At 35.4% G+C, this 26,029-nt stretch carries 24 protein-coding genes and 1 other annotated feature; of the genes, 3 read left to right on the top strand and 21 right to left on the bottom strand.

What is annotated here, in order from left to right:
* Window positions 1-9: 9 nt before the first annotated feature.
* The 11 genes from PB01_RS09520 to PB01_RS09470 form a co-directional block, all read right to left on the bottom strand.
* Window positions 10-1,602: a spore germination protein gene (locus PB01_RS09520; RefSeq protein WP_151699989.1), complete on the bottom strand. Its 1,593-nt coding sequence runs from the start codon at window positions 1,600-1,602 to the stop codon at window positions 10-12.
* Between the two features lie 288 nt (window positions 1,603-1,890).
* Complete coding sequence (brnQ, locus tag PB01_RS09515) at window positions 1,891-3,180, bottom strand: branched-chain amino acid transport system II carrier protein (RefSeq protein WP_151699988.1); 1,290 nt, start codon at window positions 3,178-3,180, stop codon at window positions 1,891-1,893.
* A 197-nt stretch (window positions 3,181-3,377) separates the two neighbouring features.
* Window positions 3,378-4,742, bottom strand: coding sequence for a sigma-54 interaction domain-containing protein (locus tag PB01_RS09510; protein WP_151699987.1), 1,365 nt, complete (start codon window positions 4,740-4,742; stop codon window positions 3,378-3,380).
* Window positions 4,743-4,837: 95 nt separating this feature from the next.
* Complete coding sequence (locus PB01_RS09505; protein WP_151699986.1) at window positions 4,838-5,740, bottom strand: aminoglycoside phosphotransferase family protein; 903 nt, start codon at window positions 5,738-5,740, stop codon at window positions 4,838-4,840.
* 236 nt (window positions 5,741-5,976) lie between these two features.
* Window positions 5,977-6,783 (bottom strand): YitT family protein, encoded by an 807-nt coding sequence (locus tag PB01_RS09500; RefSeq protein WP_151699985.1) that lies wholly within the window; start codon window positions 6,781-6,783, stop codon window positions 5,977-5,979.
* A gap of 191 nt (window positions 6,784-6,974) precedes the next feature.
* Window positions 6,975-7,775, bottom strand: a complete 801-nt coding sequence (locus PB01_RS09495) for a DUF4097 family beta strand repeat-containing protein (protein WP_151699984.1) — start codon at window positions 7,773-7,775, stop codon at window positions 6,975-6,977.
* Window positions 7,776-8,332: 557 nt separating this feature from the next.
* Window positions 8,333-8,776 carry a GNAT family N-acetyltransferase gene (locus tag PB01_RS09490; RefSeq protein ID WP_151699983.1) on the bottom strand — a complete coding sequence of 148 codons (444 nt, stop codon included), beginning with the start codon at window positions 8,774-8,776 and terminating at the stop codon, window positions 8,333-8,335.
* Window positions 8,777-8,795: 19 nt separating this feature from the next.
* Window positions 8,796-9,380: a lysophospholipid acyltransferase family protein gene (locus PB01_RS09485; RefSeq protein ID WP_151699982.1), complete on the bottom strand. Its 585-nt coding sequence runs from the start codon at window positions 9,378-9,380 to the stop codon at window positions 8,796-8,798.
* 284 nt (window positions 9,381-9,664) lie between these two features.
* Window positions 9,665-10,558, bottom strand: coding sequence for an aminoglycoside phosphotransferase family protein (locus tag PB01_RS09480; RefSeq protein WP_151699981.1), 894 nt, complete (start codon window positions 10,556-10,558; stop codon window positions 9,665-9,667).
* 150 nt (window positions 10,559-10,708) lie between these two features.
* The gene (locus tag PB01_RS09475) at window positions 10,709-11,083 is read right to left on the bottom strand and encodes a cytochrome-c oxidase (RefSeq protein ID WP_151699980.1); all 375 of its coding nucleotides are present in this window, start codon (window positions 11,081-11,083) and stop codon (window positions 10,709-10,711) included.
* Between the two features lie 101 nt (window positions 11,084-11,184).
* Window positions 11,185-11,670, bottom strand: coding sequence for a tetratricopeptide repeat protein (locus PB01_RS09470; RefSeq protein WP_151699979.1), 486 nt, complete (start codon window positions 11,668-11,670; stop codon window positions 11,185-11,187).
* A gap of 78 nt (window positions 11,671-11,748) precedes the next feature.
* On the opposite strand from PB01_RS09470, the gene PB01_RS09465 reads away from it, so the two are divergent.
* Complete coding sequence (locus PB01_RS09465) at window positions 11,749-11,967, top strand: DUF3951 domain-containing protein (protein WP_151699978.1); 219 nt, start codon at window positions 11,749-11,751, stop codon at window positions 11,965-11,967.
* A gap of 9 nt (window positions 11,968-11,976) precedes the next feature.
* On the opposite strand, the gene PB01_RS09460 is transcribed toward PB01_RS09465, so the two are convergent.
* The gene (locus tag PB01_RS09460) at window positions 11,977-12,843 is read right to left on the bottom strand and encodes a GNAT family N-acetyltransferase (protein WP_151699977.1); all 867 of its coding nucleotides are present in this window, start codon (window positions 12,841-12,843) and stop codon (window positions 11,977-11,979) included.
* A gap of 193 nt (window positions 12,844-13,036) precedes the next feature.
* Between PB01_RS09460 and PB01_RS09455 the strand changes: the two genes are divergently transcribed.
* Together PB01_RS09455 and PB01_RS09450 are read left to right on the top strand one after the other, a co-directional pair.
* Window positions 13,037-13,663: a LysE family transporter gene (locus PB01_RS09455; protein WP_151699976.1), complete on the top strand. Its 627-nt coding sequence runs from the start codon at window positions 13,037-13,039 to the stop codon at window positions 13,661-13,663.
* Window positions 13,664-13,732: 69 nt separating this feature from the next.
* Window positions 13,733-14,971 carry an MFS transporter gene (locus PB01_RS09450; RefSeq protein WP_151699975.1) on the top strand — a complete coding sequence of 413 codons (1,239 nt, stop codon included), beginning with the start codon at window positions 13,733-13,735 and terminating at the stop codon, window positions 14,969-14,971.
* A gap of 120 nt (window positions 14,972-15,091) precedes the next feature.
* Here the strand turns inward: PB01_RS09450 and trpA are convergent, their stop codons facing one another.
* The 9 genes from trpA to PB01_RS09405 form a co-directional block, all read right to left on the bottom strand.
* Window positions 15,092-15,880, bottom strand: a complete 789-nt coding sequence (gene trpA, locus PB01_RS09445) for a tryptophan synthase subunit alpha (RefSeq protein WP_151699974.1) — start codon at window positions 15,878-15,880, stop codon at window positions 15,092-15,094.
* Window positions 15,881-17,065: a tryptophan synthase subunit beta gene (gene trpB / locus PB01_RS09440; RefSeq protein ID WP_151699973.1), complete on the bottom strand. Its 1,185-nt coding sequence runs from the start codon at window positions 17,063-17,065 to the stop codon at window positions 15,881-15,883. It abuts the gene before it with no gap.
* Window positions 17,066-17,069: 4 nt separating this feature from the next.
* Window positions 17,070-17,684 (bottom strand): phosphoribosylanthranilate isomerase, encoded by a 615-nt coding sequence (locus PB01_RS09435; protein WP_151699972.1) that lies wholly within the window; start codon window positions 17,682-17,684, stop codon window positions 17,070-17,072.
* Window positions 17,681-18,472: an indole-3-glycerol phosphate synthase TrpC gene (trpC, locus tag PB01_RS09430; protein ID WP_151699971.1), complete on the bottom strand. Its 792-nt coding sequence runs from the start codon at window positions 18,470-18,472 to the stop codon at window positions 17,681-17,683. The genes PB01_RS09435 and trpC overlap by 4 nt, the downstream gene beginning before the upstream one ends.
* A complete protein-coding gene (trpD, locus tag PB01_RS09425) occupies window positions 18,469-19,500 on the bottom strand; it encodes an anthranilate phosphoribosyltransferase (RefSeq protein ID WP_192797532.1) in 1,032 nt (343 codons plus the stop codon). Before trpD ends, trpC begins: the two co-directional genes overlap by 4 nt.
* Window positions 19,501-19,541: 41 nt before the next feature.
* Complete coding sequence (locus tag PB01_RS09420) at window positions 19,542-20,915, bottom strand: anthranilate synthase component I family protein (protein WP_151699969.1); 1,374 nt, start codon at window positions 20,913-20,915, stop codon at window positions 19,542-19,544.
* Between the two features lie 87 nt (window positions 20,916-21,002).
* Window positions 21,003-21,220, bottom strand: a binding site (T-box leader).
* A 445-nt stretch (window positions 21,221-21,665) separates the two neighbouring features.
* On the bottom strand, window positions 21,666-22,580 hold the full coding sequence (locus PB01_RS09415; protein WP_151699968.1) for a hypothetical protein: 915 nt from the start codon (window positions 22,578-22,580) through the stop codon (window positions 21,666-21,668).
* A 384-nt stretch (window positions 22,581-22,964) separates the two neighbouring features.
* A complete protein-coding gene (locus PB01_RS09410) occupies window positions 22,965-24,161 on the bottom strand; it encodes an MFS transporter (RefSeq protein WP_151699967.1) in 1,197 nt (398 codons plus the stop codon).
* 781 nt (window positions 24,162-24,942) lie between these two features.
* Window positions 24,943-25,947, bottom strand: coding sequence for an ROK family transcriptional regulator (locus tag PB01_RS09405; RefSeq protein ID WP_151702016.1), 1,005 nt, complete (start codon window positions 25,945-25,947; stop codon window positions 24,943-24,945).
* Window positions 25,948-26,029 lie beyond the last annotated feature (82 nt).

The raw sequence follows: 26,029 nt of genomic DNA, 5'->3' as shown, positions 1-26,029 counted from the left end.
TAACTTTTCCTAATCATCTTCACCCGGCTTAGGCGGAGTGTACTTTTGTCTTACAGTATTTTCCGATATTAAATTTGGTCGTGTAGTCATTTTCCATATTGGTAATCGTACAAATGCATCTTTTTGACCCGAAAGACTAAAAGGTGCTAAAGGTGACATATAAGGAATACCAAAAGAACGTAAACTACATAAATGTAAAATAAGCGCAATAAATCCTATTGTCATCCCATAAAACCCAAACATGGCAGCTAGTACAATAAATATAAAACGTAACATTCTACTCGCAATTGCAATATCATAGAGCGGAGAAACAAAACTGGAAATTGCTGTTAGTGATACAACAATTACCATTGCAGCTGAAATAATACCTGCCTCAACCGCTGCAGTTCCAACAACAAATCCACCTACAATGGACATAGCGGCTCCTACTACTCTAGGCATTCGTAAACCAGCTTCACGCAGAATTTCAAATGCAACTTCCATAATCATTACTTCAATAAATGCTGGAAATGGTACATTTTCACGTTGTGCTGCTAGACTCATAAGCAAGGCAGTCGGTATCATTTCCTGATGAAAAGTAATAACGGCAATATAAAAAGCTGGAAAGAGCAATGAAATCATAAATGAGAAATAACGTAGAAGACGAATCAATGTAGCCATTATTGCTCTTTGATAATAATCTTCTGTAGATTGAAAAAATTGAATAAATACAGCCGGAACCATAAGAGCGAATGGTGTTCCGTCTATTAAAATTGCAACTCTACCTTGCAAAAGTGCTGCGGATACAACATCGGGTCGTTCCGAATTAAATACAGTTGGAAAAGGTGAAAACTGTGAGTCTTGAATTAATTCTTCAATATAGGAACTTTCCAATATGCCATCGATGTCAATTCTGTCCAATCTCGAATTGACTTCTTTCACTATATCGTCCTTCGCAACTCCCTTAATATACATAACTGCAATATTAGTTTTGGAGCGTTTACCAATTACTTTGGATTCCATCCATAAATTCGGATCCTTAATGATGCGACGAACTAATGCCGTATTTATTCGCAAGTTTTCGGAAAAACCTTCTCTCGGGCCTCTCACTACACTTTGAGCAGTTGGCTCGGTTACCCCACGTTCAACCCAATGCTTATTACCGATAATAAAACCATTCGAATATCCGTCTACCATGAAAATAGCGTCTCCGGATAATAGATGCGTGAATAGATCATCAAAATTGTTTAAATCTTTAATTTCTCCAACAGTCATGGCAAAGTCTTTTAATGTAGTCATCAAATTGGGAGTAGGTGTTAAATCATCTTCTAATGCAGTTTCTTTAATATCTAACATTAATGTTTCCAAAATAAAGTTTTGTAATGAAGATGCATCGCTTAAACCATCTGTATAAATGATTCCAGCATTAATGCTTCCCTCTTTTCCAATTTTAATTTCTCGAATGATAATATCCGCGCTTTTTCCAAGAGTTTCTTTTACTTTTTGTATATTTTCTTGTAATTTTGAATTTAAAGATGGCTTATTTTCTAACTGCTTCACTTCAAGAGTAGAAGGAGCAGGGAGATTTAACATAATACTATTTTTCTTCTTAAAAAAACCCATACGTTCCCTCTTTATCGATTATATTTGTGGCATCTTTTGTCATATGGAGTATTTCCAACCTTGATTGTATTTATACGTTTCTGAAATCTTAATAAATGAAAATAGTACTCTCAATCTTAGATATCTATAAGAAAAGAAGATATAAATAAATGTTACGGTTAAAAGAAAAAACATCAAGAGTGATTAAACTCTTGATGTTTTTTAAACATATATTATGGCTTATTTTTTCCGGAGAAATTTCTAAAATATCTTGATCTAGAATAATTAAGTTCCCAAGTTACTCTTCTCTTAATTAGCTTCTTTTTGTCCTTTAAGTTTATGAATAAGCGTACCAACAATAAATCCGACTATAGCCGGTATTAACCAACTAAATCCATCTGAGGCTAGTGGTAACTTTAGTATTATGTCTTTTAAAACTGGAGTCTTTATCAAAGATCCAACCGTTTCAATAAGACTAACTATAAAAGTTAATAATATCGCACCTTGATATGAACCTGGATTTGGAACAAACTTTTGAAAAACTCCTAGTATGACCAACACAATGGCAACTGGATATAATGCAGTAAATATTGGCATAGCGTATGTAACAATAGCGCCAACACCTGCTGAACCTATTACAATACCTACAACACATATAATTGCAACCCAAATACGATAGCTTAGTTTGTTTTTAGTCAAATCATTCAAGAAATCTCCAATTACAGCAATTACTCCAATTGCAGAAGTCAAACATGCTAAGGCAATTGCAACTGCAAGAGCGACAGCGCCTATGCTACCAAGTGAACGATCGACTAAAAGAGATACTAAAGCAGTATCTTCAATACCTGATGGTGCAAAACCACTACCAGAAGCCCCGATAAATAGCAACCCGCCATACACAATCAGTAATCCTATACCAGCTATAAGTGTTCCAGTTAAAGCCATCTTACGAGCTGATTTCCCTTTATACCCAAATGCAGCTATTGCAGCGATAAATATTGGAGCACAAAATATTCCTGTTACTACATCACCCGTTTGGTAAGCACTAATAAATGCATTCGAAAATGAATTTTTAATACCCGTAACAACCGGAGTACCGATAGGATCAAAAATACCTTTTCCAACAATAAATAAAAGGATGACTACTAACACTGGTGTAAGTACTTTACCGATTTTATCGATTACATTAGACTTATCCATTGCAAAATAAAAACAAATTGCAAAGAATATGACAATGGTAACGATGGATGGAACACTCGGAAAAAGTTGATGAACTCCTAATTCATGCGTAGTTGCAGACATCCGTGGAATTGTGACAAACATTCCGATTCCACCCATTAATAACAAGTTAAATACTTTATAAAACCAAGGACTAATTGGTCTAGTTAAATCTTCAAACTTTCCACCAACATTTATTATCGCAATAACTGATAAAAGTGGTAACACGATTCCTGTTATACAAAAACCAACTAATGCTACGACCCATTCAGTTCCCGATACATTCCCAATTGACGGAGGAAATATTAAATTTCCTGCTCCAAAAAATATAGCAAATAGCGCAAATCCTACTATTAAACTGTGTTGTACTGTTTTACTCATAAAATTCCCCTCTTTCATATATACCCCAGTGAAAACCCTTACAAAATTAATGAAAAATAATCACATAAGTCTGTATGTGCGAAGTTAGGTTAAAACAATTGAACTGTTCTAATTGACCCCCAAGTTCTAATTTTATAATAATTAATTATGGGCAATAAAAAAAGGAGGTAAATTTTTCACCCCCTTTAATATTTTTTTTACCTCAATTCATACTTTTCCATTTTATATTTTAGTAGCTGTTTCGAAATACCTAATCTTCTTGCAGATTCCGCTAGTTTGCCACCAGAATTCCCTAGTTCCAACACAATTAAACTCTTTTCATATTCCTCTACTTTGTCTTTTAAATTTATATTATTTTCTGGCTTATTTATATTCAAAAGCGTACTTGAATAGTTTTTTATTTTGGAAGGAATATCATTACGCGTAATAACATTTGTGTTGGCATTATTGTAGGCAGTTTCAATTGCATTTTTTAATTCACGTATATTTCCCGGCCAGTTATATTGTTTAAACGTGATCAAAACATCTTCTTCCATATCATCTATTGTCATTTGCATATGACGATTATAAAACTGGATAAAATAATTCGTAAGCGCTTCCACATCTTCTTTTCTTTCTGTCAGTAAAGGTAAATCTAATCGAAAAACGCTTAAACGATAAAATAAATCTTCTCGTAACATCTTCTTTTCCACTAACTGATCAGGATTCTCGTTAGTGGTTGCAATTACTCGAATGTTTAAATGAATATCATATTTACTACCTACACGACGAATAATTTTGTCTTCGATAACTTTTAACAATTTTGCTTGAAATTTTATATCTAGAGCATTCACTTCATCTAAAAAAATCGTACCACCATTAGCTTTTTCTAATAGCCCAATAATATCTGGAGTGGCTGTTACATCATCTTTTTCATTTCCAAATAGAATATGTTCCATGAGATCTGTATCAATCTCCGCACAATTTATGGAGATAAATGGTTGTGTATAACGAATACTTAAATTATGAATAGCTTGAGCAACAATTTCCTTACCTGTTCCGGTCTTTCCATAAATAAGCACGTTAGAATCAGTGTTAGAAACTTTTTGAATTTTATTTTTAACTTCTTTCATGACTTTACTTTCAGAAACTAAGTTATCTATCGTATAAATGGTATTATTCTTTCGATATATTTTATTTTCTGCAAATTTCTCGAGCTTTTGCATATCTTGCTTTTGATAGTAATGCTTTGAAAATTCAATAGCTCCTATTATTATATCCCCTTTTTTTATTGGAAAAGAGGAACTTTTCGATATATAACTAAAACCATTAGTGGATGTTAATTTTTGCTCCATATTCCACAATGACTCTCCCGTTTTTAACACCCTCATCAACGTACTATCTTCAATAGATAAGTCTTGGTAAAAAGAAGTTACATGCTTTCTTAAAAACTCTTCCGGCTTTAATCCTAGTTGTTGTAAAATATTCAAATCGGCTAAATCAAAAAAAATGGTAATGCCGTTTGCATCGACTATTAATACATTGTCGTAATCAGACAAATGATAAAGTTCGCTGAAATTCATAGATTTGTACGTCCTTTCAATACCCACTCATCCTATATGCATAATATCTTAAAAAAATAGAGGTTGATAAATAGTTTGTTGTTCTGACATCCAAGTCAGTTATCTTCCATTAATCCCTCAAACCATTGTACACATCTATATGTATTTTCCCATTCAGGGTCATTATCTTCTACTCCCCAACAAGCATATAAAGTAGACATAGCAATAGCAGCTTTTAAGAGTCGCTTCTTATTTAATTGCAATTCTTCACAAAGTAAAGTGACTCTCTTTTCTAATAGTTGTCTTGGATTTAATTTATTAAACAACTGATTCGTTAGAAATGAAATAAAATCAAAATATTTGTTACCTATAACTCCTTTTGGATCTATTGCAAGCCATCCATCATTAGTTGAATACAATATATTTTCATGATGTAAATCACCGTGTAACAGATCATTATTTTCGGAAGAATTGGCTATTTCGACAAAATATGTTCTTGCAAGAAAAACAAAGTGATTGGGGATAGGACCTTCATTTGTTTGATATTTATCTTGATAACGATCGAACGCTTTCATCCAATCCACTATCGACGGGTGATCCGCATTTTCTTCGACCGTTCTGCGAATAGCAGTCCAAACGTGAGCAAAGGTTTTCACAGCTTGATGCTCTTCGACTTCGGTAAGCATCGTTCCAGGTTGTAGATGCTCTAACAGCATTACCCCATTTTCAGAATCAGCCTTTATTATTTTTACACATCCGTTTCCATTATATGCTCGGAGTGTTCGTATTTCATTTCCAAAGTCGTAATTTGCGACACCTAGTTTTAATATTGCGCGATTCCCTTTTTCATCTAATACTTTTAATACATAATTATAGGATAAGTTATCCACTGGACCGTCAGACCGTAAGTTCCACTTTTCCAAATAAGTTTTTATCTTAGATTCTAATGAATTAAGCCATTCAATTCCTTCTTCACCAAAAGCTCCTATAATCTTTCTTTCAAATGATTTTGGGTACATGTTATTTCAATACCCCCTTTGTCTAGTAGTTATATATACATTTTTTAGTGTAACCGCTAATCCACAAAACATCAAAAAAATTTCAGTATTGCATTAGTTATATTATTTAAGAAACATAAATGACTTCACACTATTTTGTCCCGGTTTACTATTACAGTAGATATGCAAAAGAAGCTTGAAGTAACTCTCTCGCTTCAAGCTTCTTTTTTTACTTAAACATGAACTTCCCGCTATATTTAATTTCTCGCAAAATTACCGTCGACTTCTACTGTTTCAAATATGTTAATAAATGCTTTATTATCATGTTTTCGTACAATCTGTTTTATTTGCATCGTTTCATATCTAGTGACAACCATCATTAAAATTTGTTTCTCTTCTAGTGTATAACCACCGTAACCATCTGTAATTGTTACTCCTCGATAGATGGATTCAAGTAATTCTTTTCGTATTAATTCCCCTTTTGTCGTAACAATCTGCATGGTCAGTTTTTCGTGATTCGTATATATAGTATCTACCATTTTTCCAGTTAAATAAATCGACAACAATGTATATAAAGCAATATCCCAGTTAAAAACTGCTCCTGATAGTAAGACAATTATACCGTTCATTCCTGTAAGAAGGAGACCTACACTTACATTACTCGTCCTCGAAACAATTATTGCAATAATATCTAATCCACCTGAAGTTCCAGAGTATTTTAATATCAATCCAGCTCCGATTCCACCTATAATTCCACCGAAAATAGATGCTAGTAAAATATTATCCGTTACAGGAATTGCTGGTATCAGATATAAGAATATAGAGAGTGAAATAACACAAATAAGCGTATTAACAGTAATCTTTTTCCCCAGTTTATAGTAACCCAATACAAGTAATGGTAAGTTTAGGACAAAGTTTAATAAACCTGTATCAAATGGTGTGAGTATTCCAAGCAAAATGGCAATCCCACTAATTCCACTACTTAATATTCCGTGAGGTACTAGGAAGCATTTGAAACCAAATGCAATGATGAGAGATCCTACAATGATAACTAAATTTTTCATACACAATATTCCCCTTAAATTGATTTCACAAAAAAAAAACGTCCCATATGAAGGACGTGTTTTTAAATACGTTAATACCTTTTAAAAACAATTTATCAGAGTTGAAAATGCAAGTCAATATAAACTAGGAATGAGTGTTGCCAATAATGCCCCACTAAAGCTAAAAATGACGAGTTAACTAGTTCATAGAATTATTTAATTTTCTTAACAGTTATTTTTCCATTATCCGTTTCTAATTTTATTAAGTGATCTCCATTTCCGTAAATTGTTTGCTTGTTTGATGTGCCAAAAATGTCTATTTTCCCCAAATCCACTGAAGCATTAATAGTTGCATTGGAAGGTTCTTTTTCTGATTGGATTTCGATTAAACCATTATCTGTTTTTAAATCAATGGATCTATCTAAGTTATTTGTCACTAAAATAATTCGTCCATTATCCGTTTCGGCTTTTATTTTCCCATCTACATATTTCATGATTATTTGTCCGTTATCAGATTTAGCTCTGATATTGTCACTTTTTATATTTTGCATTTCAATCGAGCCATTATCCGTCGTCAAGTGAACATCTTTCACACTTAAATTATTTGCAATAATGCGACCATTGTCTATTTTTGTCATTAATTTCTTGTATTCCTTCTCAGGGATATATACTGTTAGTTTAATATTAGGAGAAGTAAACTCGAGTTGAAAGCTCCAGCGTTTTTCTTTTAATTCAACATTAAGTGTGTCACCTTTTACATCCGCGTGAAAGTTATATCTGGACTTTTTCTTCATTTTACCGGAAAATTCCACTTTTGTTTCGTTGTTGTTTGTCGGTACAATTTCAATAGTAGCATTGTCAGATAAAATATGAATATTTGTGTATGATTTATCCTTTACGACAATTTCCTCCGATTTATTCACCAATGTATCCTTAATATTTAAAACAATGTTAATAGCTGCTCCAGCTAATAGTATAAATAAACCTATAATCGCTATTTTCTTAATAGCCATTTTCTCAATCCCCCATTTGTTTGAACTACTTCTTACATCTTATTATAATAAACATTCTAATAATTCATATGGTCTATAGGAGTGTTTAATCTAAGTCCTAAGACGTAGAAGCATTTTGATGAAAAAATCAACCCACAAATACATCCTTTTCAAAATGGTTGTCAGATTAACAATTCAAACGTATAATAAACTTATAGATTGAATAAAATAAAAAAGACCGAATGATGTTGTAGCATCCTTCGGTCGAAGTAACAGAGGTTCCCTACAAGGGCTTCGACTTCTGAATGGCATTATTACCCATCCCTCGAGCCGTTAACTCAAGGATGGGTTATTTTTTTTTCTGGTTAAATGAAAGTATTAATACGATTAATGTCGCAAAAGTTACCGCAAACATTAATGCCTCGAATACTGTCATTGGCATCACCCCCTTTCATAGGAGAGTGAGCCGACCACCCTTGAGTCACCTATTCTATTACTCTCTAATTATACCATACATACGTTCTTATTTGAGGAGAATTGCAAAAAAAGAGCTAGTAAAATTCTTACTGTTAACTACCTTATATTAAAGTCTTCACCATCGTAAAGTAACTACTACCTGGTGGATAATCTTTTACTTCCCCCACTACTTTATATCCTCTGGTCTCATAAAAAGTACGTGCTTGAAATTCAAAAGTAGTCAGCAGTACTTTTGATGCCCCTCTATCTTTTGCAATTCTTTCGGTTTTATCAAGTAGTAAACTACCTAACCCTCTTCCTCGAAATTCGGGACTAAACCAAAATTTGTTGATTTCAAGCCAATTCCAATAAATTTCTGCTGTAATACCGCCAATCCACTGATTAGTGTCATTCATTACAACAATATTTATCGGCTGAACGGAACCTTTTTTTCTTACTTCATTGTGAGGAACAGATTGTTCATTGTTGAATTCTTTTATCTTTTGTTTTAAAAAGGAAGAAAAGTCGTCATTTTCTTCTAAAAGAACTTCAATACTATAGTTCATTTGTTTCATCCTATCTTTGTTAAACTTTTTCTATTTGTATTTCCAATTCCATCGTTTTCTTATTTAACAACTCCGTATATGTAGCAAGCTCTTCTTTACTACTTGTTCTCACATAAATAGGTTCTCCAAATATTATGGTTGCTTTTTTCATTTTCCGTAACTCTTTTAAAGTTCTCGGTCCAGCATATAATGCAGGTACGATCGGAGCTCTTGATAAATTACCAATTGTTACAGCACCTCTTTTTAACGAAACATCCTCTGACGTTCTAGTTCCACTTGGAAAAATGCCAACAATTTCTCCAGATCTTAAAAGTTTTACTGGCTTCTTTATACTACTCGGAGATGGGTTTTCTCGGTCCACAGGAAATGCATTTATTTTTCGCAAGAAATAGCCGATTAATTTATTGTCAAAAAGCTCTTTTTTAGCCATAAAATGAATCGGTTTAGGCACACATATTCCTAGTATAAGGATTTCCAACCAACCTCTATGCGTGCAAGTGACGATATACCCCTCATCCTGAGGCAATAAATGTTTATTTTTCACTTCTACTTTTCCAAATAAACGTACAATAAGTTTTGCAATTGTTAATGTAAAATGATACATAGTCATCACCTTTTTAATATCTAGGTTTAAAACCTAGTACTAATTATACTTTCAGAAAAATGAAAATACTAGACCAGAAATGGATCTAATCTTTTACTTTAAAATAATTCTCCTTGTCTCGCGCTTCCTCAAACATATAAGCAATGCGATACCTTTTAAGCTGATTATCCTACAATTAATCTCAGATGTATTGCTTAATTAAGGATATATAGTCGTTTGTTTAAGTTTTCTTCCTTCTGTACTTCCTAATCCAACTAAACAATCTTACTAACCTAAATAATGGATCATTTTTTAAAATTACTATACCATTTCGGAACAAGTAACTTAAATTCATCAAACTGACCTATTGTAAATCTAGTATACTTTTGAAACTTGTCCAATTGATTTATACCACCTTCATGTCCCCAAACCTCAGCAAATACAAGATGCATCGCTGCATACAAACGATGTAACTTCCAAAAAGAATCAGGAATAGGTTGACTATCATGATAACCATCTAAAACACCTTTTGAATAGTTTCTACTAATAGGGACATTGAAATATTCCATTTTATAAAATTCGTTGATGGGATCCGCGTATGTAATTTTTTGCATATCTATTAAACCGGTAAAAGTATCTTCTTGAACTAATATATTTCCAGGATGAAAATCATAATGCTGAACACAGCTTGGTCTGTCCTTCAATAAATGCAAGTTGTTTTGAATAAATGGTAAAATGTTTTGATAATGCGGATTTTGTTCAACGATTGGTCTAAATCGGGGTGCTTGTATTTCTATTCTATTTCGCCATGTTTCTTCCCAAGATGGAAAGCCGACTGGCGCGTGGAAACTATGCATTTTACTAAGCGTATCCCCTACTTGAATTCCAATTTTGTATTGTTCTATTTCACTTTTTAAAGGTAAAACTTCTTCCCCATTTTCTCCGATTATATAATCTAAAATCATATACGCCCTATCCTTATACATCCCGACATCATGCACCTGTGGGATATGACTGTCTAATGAATGAACTTTATTTATTAATTCAGCTTGTTTTGTTAATTTATTAATATCTCGATGTGGTGCAATGCGAAGTAAATAGGTCTGGTCAACACACCATTTTTCATCTTCTGAAAATCCTTCTTCTATTAAGTGAAAATAGGAGCACTTATTTAGAAACTGTATATTAAACTTATTCATTCTGTACCTCCTCGTTTTTTCTATATTGGAAATTTTTGAACAACGAATTTTCACCTTACATTATTTTCAGATAGTTCGCAACATAAATTTTACATATCAAAAAGCCGCTCCGTTATTCATAATTAGAATAACGGAGCGGCTTTATTTAAACTAATTTGTTGATCTTACGTTTATTAATACGTTGATTGCGAAAATGATTACACTAAATACAACTAGTACTCCTCCAATTGCTGTGAAGATCGTTGCAACTTCCGACCCGTTCAAAATAAGAACTGTAAGTGCTATCATCATTAGTGGAAGTCCAATGTTTGCACTCCAAAAATGGAGCTTTGCATAAAGGTTTTTACTCGTGTTTGGAAATAAATGATACACAAATCCAGCTAATGCAAATGAAGCCCAACCTAAAAGATTGATGTGTACGTGTACTCCTTTTAACTCGTAATCATGCGCCATAGACATATAGAGACCTAAAGTAACCCCAATAGCAAAATAGACTACCGCAATTTGAAGAAATCGGACACCCATTCTCTCTTTTCCCCTTTCGTATAATAGAATTATAAGTGCTTATATATTCTATTTCAGAATGAGGAAGAGTATTCTTTCCAAAAAAAGAAAAGGTTGGGTCTTTACTTCCAAACGTCGTTAAGTTTATCAGCATAAAAAAGAATTGCTTTTTGATAGCTCAATATTTCATCGTCTTTCGTTGTTTCTATCAAACATTTTAATAATAGATCCATCGCACTCTGATACTCTTTTAAGTTATAGAGTGTCATAGAATAGAAAACTTGGATTGCTTTATTACTTGGAAATAATTCGATTCCTTTTATAAATACTTGTTTTGACTTTTCATATTCGCCAAGTGTTCTATACGTACTTCCTAAACCTAATAATGCTCCTTCTAATTCATCCTGCGAGAGTCCTAATTCAATTGCTTTTTCATAATAGGGTACTGCCTTTGATTCTTCTCCTAATACATCATAACTCCATGCACATTGATAGTGGATGGTTGCATCAGCAGGAAAGGCTTTTACTAATTTTAGCAATAGATCGTTTGACTCCTCTTTTTTACCCTCGTTCCGTAGATTAATCGCTCGTTCCAATTCTTTGTGCATGAAAAATACTCCTCCCAAAAAAGTATAAAAGGGTTTTTCCCCTTCTGAATAGAATAATATAAAAAAGGGGTGAAAATTTTGAATGTATTAAGCATCGTTTACTTAGTTCTTTCCCTATTACTTATCGGTCGTATCGTTTATCAGCTAATTAAAAAGAAACGGTTACCTCGTAGCAACTATACGCCATTCGATGATATGATGATGGGAATGGATCCGGACTTAAAAGAAAACAATCAAATTCTTGGAGATACGAAACATGAAACAAATTACGAAGAGAGAACTACTCGAAAAGGGTAGTTTTCATTATTATTCCGTAACAAAAGAAATCAGTCCATGTTTCTTATGAAAACCAGCAGCTTGATATAAGTGAATAGCTTTTTCATTATGTGATCCTACACATAGAGAAACCTCTTTTATCTCTTCATAAGAAAAAAGATGGCTTAATGCTGCTCTTATTAGTGTCTTTCCAATCCCTTGTTTACGATAGGATGGAGAAACAGCAATATATTCAATTGTGCCTTCCCTATGCACCGGATCTGCTTCTACATATACATATCCTTTTATCTTTTCATCTACATCCTGCATGATTAGTAATAAATTGTCCTCATCTAGACGATTTACAATTTCTTTGGCATTATAATATGTGTTTGGAAAAGCAAGTTCATGTAGCTCAAAAAAGGTGTTTTTATAGGAAGACTTATATTTTACGATGTCTTTATGTTTAGGGTTATGAAAGCTATGTCGTAAAGCTTCCAATATTAGATGACTTCCTTTTTCTATCGCATTCTTTTCTACTGCAAAGTTCCACACATTCGAATTTTGTTTATTTACAAAAAAACTATAGGTTTTTATTTCCATAGGGACAAGCTCATGTAACTTTTCCCACAAATCGTTTGCAAACATACTAAAATTTGGACAATCTCTAATGAACGGTCCCCACACTTCTGCACTTTTACTTTCCTTATCGATATCAAAACCTAATGCCCCTACTATTTCATCATTGGCGTATGCTACAGCAAATGACTCTGATAAATCCAAATCTGAAAACTCATGAAGAAGTGTATGTAATATTTCTTTTTCCTCAGAGCCACAATATCCAATATGATGTTTAGGCTCACTATTCATTTCTGCTAAAAAGTGTGCTAATTTCTCTGTATCAAGTACATTATTCATGTTAAGATCACCTTCATTTTCTATGGAAATTAGAATTATCAGTCACTTTTTTCAGTATACCTATATCTATTCGTTTTTACTATCCATTGTTTTCAATTTATTCCACGAAAATAAAATTTGCATTGATGAGTCGTACATCCCGTCGCGTCCGAATATGATGCTAAGAAATCATTTTTACGGAGGGCTCCATTTTATGAATTCATTGGCAACCTACTTCCTTCTAGGTGTTTCCTTAGCAGCACCAATTGGTCCGGTAAAAGCAACTTTATTAAATACAGGTATTAAAAATGGTTTTTACCATGCTTGGTTCTTTAGTATGGGTGCTATCGTGACCGACATTTTATATATGCTAATGGTCTACTTTGGCGTTGCTCAGTTTATCGATTCTCCATTTATGAAAACATTTTTATGGTCTTTCGGCTTTTTTGTGCTTATGTATACAGGAATTGAAAATATTTTAACCTTACATACTATATCCACTAATACAAAACATAAAAAGGTTGTTCGTTTGCGACATTCCATGTTAGCAGGTCTCTTAATGGCATTGTTAAACCCATTGACCATTCTCTTTTGGTTAGGTATATATGGCTCCATCCTTGTTGGAGGCTCTGGAAATACGTCGGGTATTGAAGTTATCTTTTTTAGTATAACGATTTTACTTGGAATAGCATTGGTCGATCTTTTTATGTCGGTTATTTCTAGTACATCTCGGAAGGTATTATCAGGCCCATTATTGAAAATAATCTCGTTGGTTTCTTCATTATCTATGATTGGATTTGGAATTTATTTTGGTATTCGAGCATATCACTCACTGTTTTAAGATGTAGAAGCATAATAACGCAAAGCTTGGGAATCATACCTCTTACTAATGATTTATTTGAGGTGTCCAATGGAAAACACGAACAATGTTGAAAATAAAGTTAGTATTTGGTGCATCTTAAGTCTCGCCTCCATTCCTCTAGTTATGACCCTTGGCAACTCTATGCTAATTCCGGTGCTGCCTATATTAGAGAAAAAAGTTGGAATTTCATCTTTTCAATCGAGTATGATCATTACTAGCTATTCAGTTGCGGCTATTTTTCTCATACCTGTTGCTGGTTATCTATCCGATCGTTTTGGCAGAAAAAAAGTCATTTTGCCAAGTTTAATACTCGCACTTATTGGAGGATTAATTGCTGGCTTTGCTTCTTGGAAAATGGATAATCCATATACATGGATTATAATAGGAAGGGTTTTACAAGGTGTCGGAGCTTCAGGTGCGATGCCGATTGTTTTGCCACTTGTCGGTGATTTGTATAAGGGCGATGATGAAAAGACAAGCTCCTGTTTAGGAATCATTGAAACTTCTAACACATTCGGTAAAGTGTTAAGTCCGATATTGGGATCCGTTTTTGCAGCCTTCTTATGGTTTTTACCTTTCTTCTCCATTTCTATCTTCAGTCTGATATCCATTATTCTTATCTTTTTCTTTGTGAAAGTTCCCAAGGAAATGGATGAACCAATTAAATTGAAAGATTTCCTAAGCAACATTAAGAAAACTTTTAAGTTGGAAGGAAAATGGTTATATACTGTTTTCCTAATGGGCATATATGGGATGCTAATACTATTCGGTGTGTTATTCTTCTTATCCGAAAACCTTGAAAAAGCACATGATATAAAAGGAATCAAGAAAGGGTTCGTTCTAGCTATCCCCCTTTTATTACTTTGTATTGCTTCTTTTATTACTGGTCGAAAGATTAAAGGAAGTTTGCCAGTAATAAAACGAATGATGATTATTTGTTTGATCGTCACTTCGGCTAGTGTAATTTTTGTTGGCTTTACAAAAGAAAAATTATTTCTCCTTTTAGTTGTGACGAGCATAGTGGGTATAGCAATTGGTGCATTACTTCCAGTGCTAGACGCGATAATCACGGGAAACATAAAAAAAGAAGAGCGAGGAACTGTTACTTCTTTCTACAGCTCTGCAAGGTTTATCGGCGTTGCTGCAGGTCCTCCAATCATGTCACTGGTCATGAAAAATTATCTCAATGTAAGCTATATTACAGTTGGTGTCCTCGGACTAGTTCTTTTATTCCTCGTGTTTAAGTTTGTTAAAGTGGAAGATATTGAAAAGGAGGAATCTGCATAAAGAAAGTGGTAATAACGCTTTGTCTATGCGACTATCTCTTGTTGCATTCACTCTCCAACTTGCAGACGTTAGTATTTCCATAAAAAGAGTAGCTATCCCCATGGAAATAGCTACTCTTCTTTAGTTAAAAACGTTCTTATTAGATGCTTGGATAAGCGTTTGAATTGTATTTATATCTTGATGATGAAATGCTTCTACAATTGCACTTCCTACGATAACGCCATCCGCTATTGCAACCATGCTTTCCACTTGTTCAGGCGTAGAAATACCGAACCCTGCGAGAACTGGAATAGTGCTTTGTTCTTTTAAATTCGCTAAATGCTGCTCCAACGTTTTATCAAAAGCATTACGTATACCTGTAATACCATTGACTGTTACTGCGTAAATAAACCCCTCTGCAACTGCTGTAATTTTAGCAATTCGATCAGGTGGACTTGTTAACGAAACTAAGGGAACGAGTGCAACGTCTGTCCCTACAAGTGCATTTCGAAGAATATCACTTTCCTCTAAAGGCAAATCAGGTACAATTATTCCTCCAATGCCAATACGCACACAATCTGCTGCAAATAAATCTATTCCGTAACTTAATAAAGGATTGTAATAGGTCATTAGCACAAGTGGTACTGTTATTTGTTTATAAAATGTTTCTATTTCCTTCATTATTAAGCGAAGGGTCGTTCCTTTTGAAATCGCCCTTTCACCCGCTTGTTGAATCGTTTTTCCATCCGCTACTGGATCCGAAAAAGGAATTCCGACTTCAATAGCCGTTACACCTGCTTTCTGGAGAAATAGAAGTTTTGTTTTTAGTGTTTCTATCCCACCGTCTCCAGCCATTATATATGGAATAAACGCTTTTTCCCCTTTATGATTACTTGCTACAATCGCATCCGTTAATCGCTTTTTCTCCACTTATTTTCCTCCTAATACATCTCTCACCGTCTGAACATCTTTATCGCCCCGACCTGAAAGACAAATAACTAAAATCTGTTCTGAATTCATTTCTTTTGCTAATCCTGCTGCAAAATGAAGGGCATGTGCACTTTCCAATGCTGGAATGATGCCTTCCTTTTTCGAGAGTAGCTGTAATCCTTCCATTGCTTCTAAATCTGTAACAGAAGTATATTTCACGCGACCGATATCATGTAAATAACTATGTTCTGGACCAACGGCAGGGTAATCAAGTCCTGCAGAAATAGAATGTGCTTCTTGGATAAACCCGTTTTCATCCTGCAAAATATACATATATGCACCGTGTAAAACACCTTCTTTTGGTTCCGCTACAGCAGAGGCATGTTTCCCAGTAGAAATGCCTTTCCCGCCTGCTTCTACGCCGTAAAGCGCTACTTCTTCATCTTCAACAAAAGGGTGAAACATTCCTATTGCATTACTCCCTCCACCTACACACGCAACAACAACATCTGGTAATCTTCCTTCAATAGCAAGAATTTGCTTCCGCGTTTCCACTCCAATTACGCGTTGAAAATCCCGAACAATTCGAGGAAATGGATGTGGGCCAAGTGCCGAGCCTAAAATATAATGAGTATCCTCTACATTGGACACCCAGTAACGAAGCGCTTCGTTTACCGCATCCTTAAGCGTTCCCGAACCTTGATCAACTGACACGACTTTTGCACCGAGTAATTCCATGCGGAAAACATTTAGTTCCTGTCTGCGCACATCTTCTTTCCCCATGAAAACAACGCATTCTAAATCGAATAGCGCACAAACTGTTGCTGTTGCGACTCCGTGTTGCCCTGCTCCTGTTTCTGCAACTATTTTCTTTTTACCCATACGCATTGCAAGAAGAGCCTGACCAATCGTATTATTGATTTTATGCGCTCCAGTATGGTTTAGATCTTCTCTTTTTAAGTAAATCTTTGCCCCGCCAAGTTCTTTTGTTAAGCGTTCTGCATAGTATAGAGGTGTTTCACGACCTACATAGTCTTTTAAATAATAATCCACTTCTTTTGCAAAAGAAGGATCCGTTATTGCTTCTTCATAAGCTTGTTCTAATTCAATTAGTGCAGTCATCAAGGTTTCCGGGACATACTGACCACCAAAACGACCATATCGCCCTACTTTTGTTTGTACCATTTGTTCATCTCTCCTCCACTTTAACAGCGCGAATAAACGCACGTATCAACTCAGCATCTTTTCTTCCATCTATCTCTACTCCACTCGATACATCCAACATATAGGGATTAACTCGTTCAATTGCTTCTTTGACATTGGAAGGATTCAATCCACCAGCTAAAATAATTTTGTCTTCCGCTATGCTATTTACCTTCATTAATTTCCAATCAAAAGTAACTCCGCTCCCCCCTTGATAATCCGTACCTGGGGCATCAAATAAGTAATAATTGGTAGTATAATCTTTTGCCCGTTCAACATCTTCTGCAAATATTATAGAAATTGCTTTAATGGAAGGGAAACGGTTTGATTGAATTATCTCTTGTGTTTCATTGCCATGGTATTGAACCAGATCTAATTGTACTTCTCGAAAAGCAGTTTCTAACTCTTCTTTCGATGGATTCACAAATACACCAACTTTTAAAATGTTCGGAGGAATATCTTCAGCAAGTAGTTTTGCTTGTTTAATCGTTAGTTTTCGCTTACTCGGTGCAAACACAAAGCCAATAGCATCTGCTCCAGCATCTATGGCTACTTGTACATGCTCTTTTTCCATCAGTCCACAAATCTTTACTTTCGTCATGGAGTGATAACCCCTCGTTTCACTTTTAAGTCATTTATAGTAGCTCTTACATCTCCAATTTTCATAAGCGATTCTCCTACAAGCACTGCACTTGCACCATATCTTGCTACTTGGGCAGCATCTTCGACATTCCGAATACCACTTTCACTTATCAATACTCGCTTTTCATGGAAAGGGAATATCGAGGCAATCTCAGTTGTACGGGATAAGTCCACTTCAAAACTGCGTAAATCTCGATTATTTACTCCTATGAGCTTAGCTCCCATTTTTAAAGCAGTTTCCAATTCAATTGAATCATGTATCTCTACCAATACTTCTAAGCCTTCAGATGTAGCATATTCATAAAGGTTTTGTAGTTCTTTTTCGCTTAATGCTGCAACTATTAAAAGAATGACGGATGCACCAGCATTAATCGCTTGATCAATTTGTACTTTATGAAGTATAAAATCTTTACATAATAACGCGATAGGAACTGTATCAGAAACTACCGCTAAATCTTGGAATGAGCCTTGAAAAAAGGGTGTATCTGTCAAGACGGAAATACACACAGCACCTGCCTCATAATAGGCGTTTGCTAGTACGACAGGGTTTACTCCTGCTGCAATTAATCCCTTAGATGGAGATGCACGCTTTATTTCCGAAATGATTTGCAAATGCTCCGTACCATATAATTGATCGAACAAAGATGGGCGTGTGATTTTATGCTCCTGTAATGGAACATCATTCTCTAACATTATTTCAATCTGTTTCTTTTTCTCAAGAAGAATCTTATCTAAAATAGTCGTCATTGAACTACCTCCCGTTTACGGGCACTTCTAGTAAATGCAATAACTGCTTCTAATTTTTCTAAAGCTTTTCCAGATAAAATACTATCGGTCGCAAGTTTTATACCTTCCGGAATATTACTGACCATACCATTTGTAAAAAAGCCAATTCCTGCGTTAAAAATGACCGTATCAAAATATGGACTACGCTCTCCTTGGAGTACTGTTTTCATAATTGTCGCATTTTCCTGTGCATTACCACCTCGTATTGCTGATATTGGAGCAGAGGTTAGTCCAACATCTTCTGGTGTTAATGTAAAAGGAATTAAATCGCCTTTATCAACTAAAGCAAATTCATTTTGTCCTGCAAGAGATGCCTCATCCATTCCTCTTGCTCCGCACACGACAATCGCTCTTTCTCTTCCAAGCATCTGTAAAACGGATGCATATTCCATCGTATATCCCGGTCTACTGATACCCGTATATTGACTTTTTAAAGACACTGGATTCGTTAGTGGCCCAATTAAATTAAAAATGGTTGCTTTACCAATCTGTCGTCGTACGAATCCTATTCGCTTTAATTTTGGATGAATAGTTGGAGCATATAGAAAAGTAAGTCCCTCACGTACCAGTAAATCCATTGATGCCTCTGTATTGATATCGGAAGGGATACCCAATGCCTCTAAAACATCTGTGCTACCTGCTGCACTTGTAATTTTTCTATTTCCGTGTTTCGCAATAGAAGCTCCTTCTCCTGCTAATACAAATGCAGCTGTCGTACTGATGTTGAAACTGTTTAAGTTATCACCACCAGTTCCACAATTATCCATATAATCTCCTTTAGGGGAGTCTATTTTTAAAGAAAATGATTTCATAACGGAAGCAAGTGCCGCTATTTCGGAAGCAGTTTCTCCTTTTTTAGATAGTGCAAGTAGAAAATCGGAGATATGTTGTAAATCTGTTGTTTCATTAAACATTAAACGAGAAACCTCAATCATTTCTTCATACAGTAAATGCTCGTTCATTTCTACTTTCTCTATAAAACTTCTCATCTCAATCTCTCCTCGTCTCAGCTCTTCAATATACTAAACAATTAGTTCAACACTTCTAATAAGGAGCGTGCTTTATTAAAGGTTTCTTTATATTCCAATTTAGGTTTGGATTCTGCAACAATACCTGCACCTGCTTGTACAAAAACTTTCCCATCTTTTAAAAGCATTGTACGTATCGTTAGAGCAAAGTCCATATTTCCATTAAATCCGATGTATCCAATAGAGCCTCCATAAAAACTACGTTGCATAAACTCTAATTCTTCAATAATTTCTATTGAACGTTGTTTTGGTGATCCTGTTACAGTTCCAGCTGGAAAACATGACATGAGTCCATCAAGCGGATGCAATACCGGTGATAATATTCCTTCTACTTCCGATACAATATGCATGACATGTTCATACCGAACTAATTTCTTATAGTTTATTACTTGTACAGATTCTGGCACACAAACTTTTCCTAATTCCTTGATACTAAGATCAACAAGCATATTATGTTCAGAAATCTCTTTAGGGTCACTTAACAGTTCTTTTTCGAGTGAAACATCCTCTTCTGCAGTTCTACCCCTTCTACGGGTTCCCGCAATGGGGTTTGTTACAACTTTTCGATCAATTACCTGAACAAGACTTTCTGGTGAAGTTCCAACGATAACATGATCATCAAATTCCATATAGTACATATATGGGGAAGGATTACGTTTTCTTAGTTTTCGATATAACGAAAATGGATCACCTGTAAAATTAGCTACTAATCTACGAGATAACACAACTTGTTCCACTTCACCTTTTTCGATATAGTCTTTTGCTTTACGTACAAGGTCTTCAAATTGTTGTTGTGTTACGGAACAAGCGTATTCAGATATTAGAATCTCGCCTTCTTTTTCTTCACTTCTTAATAGAATTTGGTCCTCTATAGAATCCAAATTAGGTATTTCTCTTTCTGATCCGATGTCTGTATTTATAAGAGTTACTTCATCTAATTGATGATCAAAAATAACGAGCGTTTCATAAACATTGAAATAGACACTTGGTAAACCGATTTCATCTTCTAAAGTTGACTTTTTATTCCTACCTGCCTCATAGCTAATGTAACCAACTGCTCCACCTGTAAATGGTAGCCCTGTATTATCTGGAATACTTGGTATTAACCTTTTTAATAAGTCAAATACATTCCCTTCATGCGTGTACTCTTTTCCATTCTCGTAGAAGTGTTCAATTAATTTTCCATTACGGCCAGTATACGATTTCAATGGATTTACCCCTATAAACGAATATCTACCTGAGCTATCATGCTTCGCGGAACTTTCCAATAAAAATTTCCGTTCCCCTTTCAATCTTCTAAAAATTAAAATCGGAGTCAAAGAATCCCCATTCAATTTTTTCATCGTTGTTCGAAAGCTTGCCTGTTCAGTTCTCATCTAATTCTCTCCTCTGCTCATCTCAACTATTTTCTTCTAAAAGAAATAAAAAAAGCCCTCTTCAAAGGAATTCAGAAAAATCCCTTTGAAGAGGACGGTGTTGACCGCGTTGCCACCTCTAGTTGGAGCGATATCACTCCCACTTCAACTCCTGTAACGTAGGAAATACGTCTACCCCTAAAACGAATAATCATTCTCAAGGTAGCTCTCATAAGCCCATTCACTCTAGTTACAAATCAGTTCCCACCAACCACTGACTCTCTTCATTGCACACTAGTGTTACTCCTCTTATTCAAACAATTTCTCAGCTATGCTCATCTTATCTCGGCTCATCTGTTCAATGGGCGACACCGCTCCCGGTGCCTTCTACCCGTATCCGAACATAAAAGTTATTGTTTATAATAGTATGAAAAATTCCGAATGTCAAATCATTTTTGAGAGTAAATATAAATTTTTCTTAAGAAATTAATTCGAGCTCTTCGAACAGCATCTTTAAATGAATACTATATTCTATTGGCGTTTCAACCATTCTTCTAATGTCACCATTTCAAAATCTTCTTCTATAGCTAATCGAATTGGCGTTATCAGTTCAACTGAATTGCCATCCGGACCATAAAGATAGATCGTTGTATGTGCTCGAGGATTATTAAGTAATTCAAATAATTGACGTATTTTCCCCAAAGTTATATTGGAAATTATTAACTAATTGGTATACATTTTTATAGCTCGCAGTTTATTTTTTTATCAGTTTCACTCATTAGTGAAATGCTCCAATTGCTCAATAATTCCAGTCAATTGTCTAGTTAGATAAGGTGAAACGTCGCCAATTCTAGCTACCTCTTCTAGTAGTGGAAAAGTGTGTCCTCCCCACGCTCCTTGTGGATCGAATACTTGCCTGCCTATGCGCAAGCCTGTTGCTTCGATATGGCTATATAATCGATGCATTCCTTCTTTAAGTAAGTCGGTGGGTAACGGTTTGTTCCTGCGCCGGGACCATTCTACCAAGTAGGACATACCGCGCAAGATATCATATTCGAAAAACCTTGGAAAACAAGGATTCAGCCACTCCATATCGATGATGTTACCACTTTCTTTGGAACATACAAGACGATGTTCAATCAAGTAACGTGCACCTTGATCCAAGAAAACGGTTTCCTCAGGAGTGAACGGTCGGTTCGTATACAACAGAATAGCCTCAAGCGGAGGTAATGTCGAAACAATAGAGCTCTTATGAGAATTAGTATAAGCTGTAGGTTCGCAGTTCAATCCTCCATCAGACAGCTGATGCTTAAGGAACCATTCGCGAATCCAAGGTAGTTCCTTGTCCAAATCACAACCATAGGCCATCAAAATCATATAATATTCAGCAAGCTCACAATGGCAACAGTCCATCTTCATTTTATCGACTTCACTTGTTGGATAATCATCGGGGTATATGACGAAAGTTGGCCAAGTTTGAACTTCTAGCAAATATTTGGCTCTTGCAATAGCGGAACTGGGAATTTGTTTAACCTCCCCCATTTCATAAAGAGTTGCCATATGCCACCACGCCCCATTCCATTTTCTACGTCCGTTTTCGCAACTTCCGATGTAAAATTCAGGATTAGAATCGAGAAATCTTATAGATACTTCAATTGCATCACGAATACTTTGATTTGTTTCCATCTAGAACCTCCCCTTTTTTTACTATAAAAAATTTACAGCTAATAGCAGTTATTTATCGAATCAGAATTGGTGTCATTTTCAATACCTTTATTGGAAATAACTAGCTAATCATCAGACGTGCAATATTATATAAATATTACTATTAGTTAATATCTCCACATCATTCAAAGGTCTAAATTAATGAGCGGATATTATTCCTGTACATTCATACAAAATCTAATGTTTTAATTCAGATGAGGTTTCGTCAAATCTTTGATATTCAATTTAACAGTTTGGAGTTCATGTATTCCACATTTCCCTAACCTTCAAATATGCTTTGCGTTTTACATTTACGAAACAACCTCAACAGAAGTTTTTAACCAATTCTTATATAACCGGTAATTATTAGTATTCCACTTTCTGCTCCTTATTCAATAAAACATTTAATTTTTCTGACCCTAATAGCATTGCTGCAGCAAAAAGAACAAGAAAAAACGGGAAAATGCCTATTGATAAATGAGATGCACCGAAACCAAGAAGTGGCGGAATGAACGTAGTACCTGTATAGGCAACGGCCATTTGATAGCCCATAATTGTCTGAGAATGTTCCTTTCCAAAACGTGTCGGTGTTTCATGCAACATAGATGGAAATATCGGCGCTAAACCCAATCCAATCATGATAAATCCTACAAGTGAGAAACTAGAAGGTAATGGCAATAATAGAAGCCCCGCACCGGCTAATGCTGTAATTTGCCCAACCCGAATGATTGTACGGTTACTGACCTTTAACGTAATAAAGCCTGCAAAAAATCTACCGATTGTTATTCCTCCGAAATAGAAAGAAACCCATTTTGCAGCTGATGCTACGGGTAAATCCTTAACATTTACGAGAAAGCTACTCCCCCAAAGACCCATCGTTGCTTCTACGCCACAATAAAATAAAAATGATACTAGGGCTAGCTTTACTCCCCTAATTTGCAATGGCTTGGTATTATTATAAAGTGCACTTTTTGACTCCTCAGATTTTTCACTAGCTATACTATTGTTGTTTTTTGCAACTTTATTCCATAAAGGCAAAGTGAAGAAAAGAATCACAACTAATGCAAACTGAATTCCTGCAATAACAAAGTATCCCTGTCTCCAAGAATTTTGCTCAGAAATTGATTGAGCCATAATGATGGGGCTAATTGTAGCTCCAACTCCCCAGAAGCAATGGAGCCAACTCATATGGTGTGCTTTGTAATGCGTAGCAACGTAATTGTTTAGTCCCGCGTCAACAGATCCGGCACCTAATCCAAGCGGTATGGCACAAATAATTAACCAAACAAACGATGGAGCAAAAGCGAAACCTAGCAAAGCACCAGCAGTCATTAAGCAACTGACAAAGGTAACTTTTCCAGTTCCGAACCGTTTTAATATCGTTCCGCTTGCTAAACTGGAAATAATTGTACCACCTGCTATTGTCATAAAAAGATAGCCAGCAGTCTCAAGTGGTGCTTTAAATTCCAATTGCATCACCGGCCATGCTACGCCCAACAATGAATCGGGCAACCCTAAGCTAATGAAAGCTAAGTAGATAATTACTAAAAAGAATGTAGCCATAAATGTAATCCACCTTTAAATTTTATTTTTGGAGTTCTATTTCATGTCTAATTCGTTCTATACGTCTGTTGATTAACTATCTTCTTACATTTTAGTAAAAAAGGTTCATAGAATCCATTTGCATTTACACGTTTTCGGTTTACTTTGGACACTTTAGAAATAGTGCGTCTTAGTAACCGCTAGGATTTCCGCGGGGGGGAGCGATGAGCAAGTACCGTCGCATGCGCGCCGCTTGTGATGGCTCATCTGTCTCCGAGGTACGAAGGCTAAGAGCGCCACATCGTGTGGCAACGCCTTCGTGACCAACATCCTGTTGGCCTCCGTCTGGAGTCGCCGCCTGCTGCTCCAATCCAATGAAGTTTGCTAGATAATCAGTGCGATTACCCTACAATATTAAGGCATATGCTTAACATTGAAATAGTGCACCATTAATAGGTGCATCTCATGCCAAGTAAAGGCTTTACTAGGAGATGTTTGTCGCGCTCGGAAAAGGTTTCGTCGCTTTCAAAGGGTAATATGTCACGCTCATAACCTGTTATGTCTCATTCAGCCATTTATTGGATTTTCCTTTTAGAAATGAGGATACTTATTGCCGGAGCGCGTCGGGCCGCATGAGCCGAAGGATGAGACCCACTCGGGCGCAGCACGAGTTGGCTCATGCAAGGTGCGGCAAGCGCGGAGGCATACTCCTCCCTATTTCTAAAATATATTTTGTTGGTTAACTTTAGTTAATTCGCATATGTTATTGGGAATAATTAACTAATCAACAGACGTGTTCGTTCTACTTGCTTGTTCCAGTGATCATAATTTCAAGTCCAAGACTCTGTAATCCATATAGATAATCTTGTTCCCAATTACTCATTGTAATCTCTGGTAGATGTTCTACTGGGATATATTTTGAACTCCCTATTATAATTTTTTCTAGTATTAATTTATTCACTTCATCATTACAAAAAATAATCGTATGAGGGTTAATGATGGCTACAAACGTAGCTACTAAACGGCTTATTGCATCTATCTCATGTTCTTTACGGATAAACATTTTCTGATGCTCGTCTCTATTTCCCAAGGCTTGCAGAAAGTTTCGATCATCATACTGAGGGACGAATGAAACCTCTCCAGAGAAAAAAGTACTTCCTCGCACCACATTTCCGTTTACTATAATCCCTGCACCTGGTCCATTTTGTCCGGAATACAAGTATATAAGAGATTGGTTTTCATTTTTCCTCCTATCATTGTAATATCCAAGAACTGCAGCATTCATATCGTTTTCAACTACTATAGGTATAGAAAAATGTTCTTCAAAGTATCCTTTTATATCAAAATCTTGAAAATGCTCATAACCTGGTATATAAAAGATTCGCCCATTATTAACCGCACCTGGTATACCAATTGCTATGGAGCTAATCTTCGGATATTTAGCTATTATTTCTTCCATAAACTTGGTTAATAATTTTAGACCATCCTCTATTAATACACTTGACGTTTTTCCCTGATCCTTTACTACACCCAAACAATTAAAAATTGTATAATTTGTATCAGTTCTTTCTAAAAATATAGCCAAGCCTAACATATGTTCCGGATTATATGCATAACGTTTTGGTCTTCTTCCACCACTTGAATCATCTACACCAACTAAAACAAGTTCCCCATCCAACTCCAGCTGAGTTATGAATTTACTTATTGTCGGGAAACTAATTCCTAATTTTTGGCTAATTTCAACTTTTGTTGCACTACCAAGCTCTAAAAGAGTTGAACGAATTCCGTAAAGAATCACTTTCTTCATAGATTTTGGGGTATTTATTAAGTCCTTCACATTATCCACCACCTAAAATATAAAACTTATTAAACTACTTTAATAAGTCATG

The sequence above is a fragment of the Psychrobacillus glaciei genome (assembly GCF_008973485.1).
Classification (GTDB): domain Bacteria; phylum Bacillota; class Bacilli; order Bacillales_A; family Planococcaceae; genus Psychrobacillus; species Psychrobacillus glaciei.
This window is presented reverse-complemented; position numbering and strand designations above follow the sequence as displayed.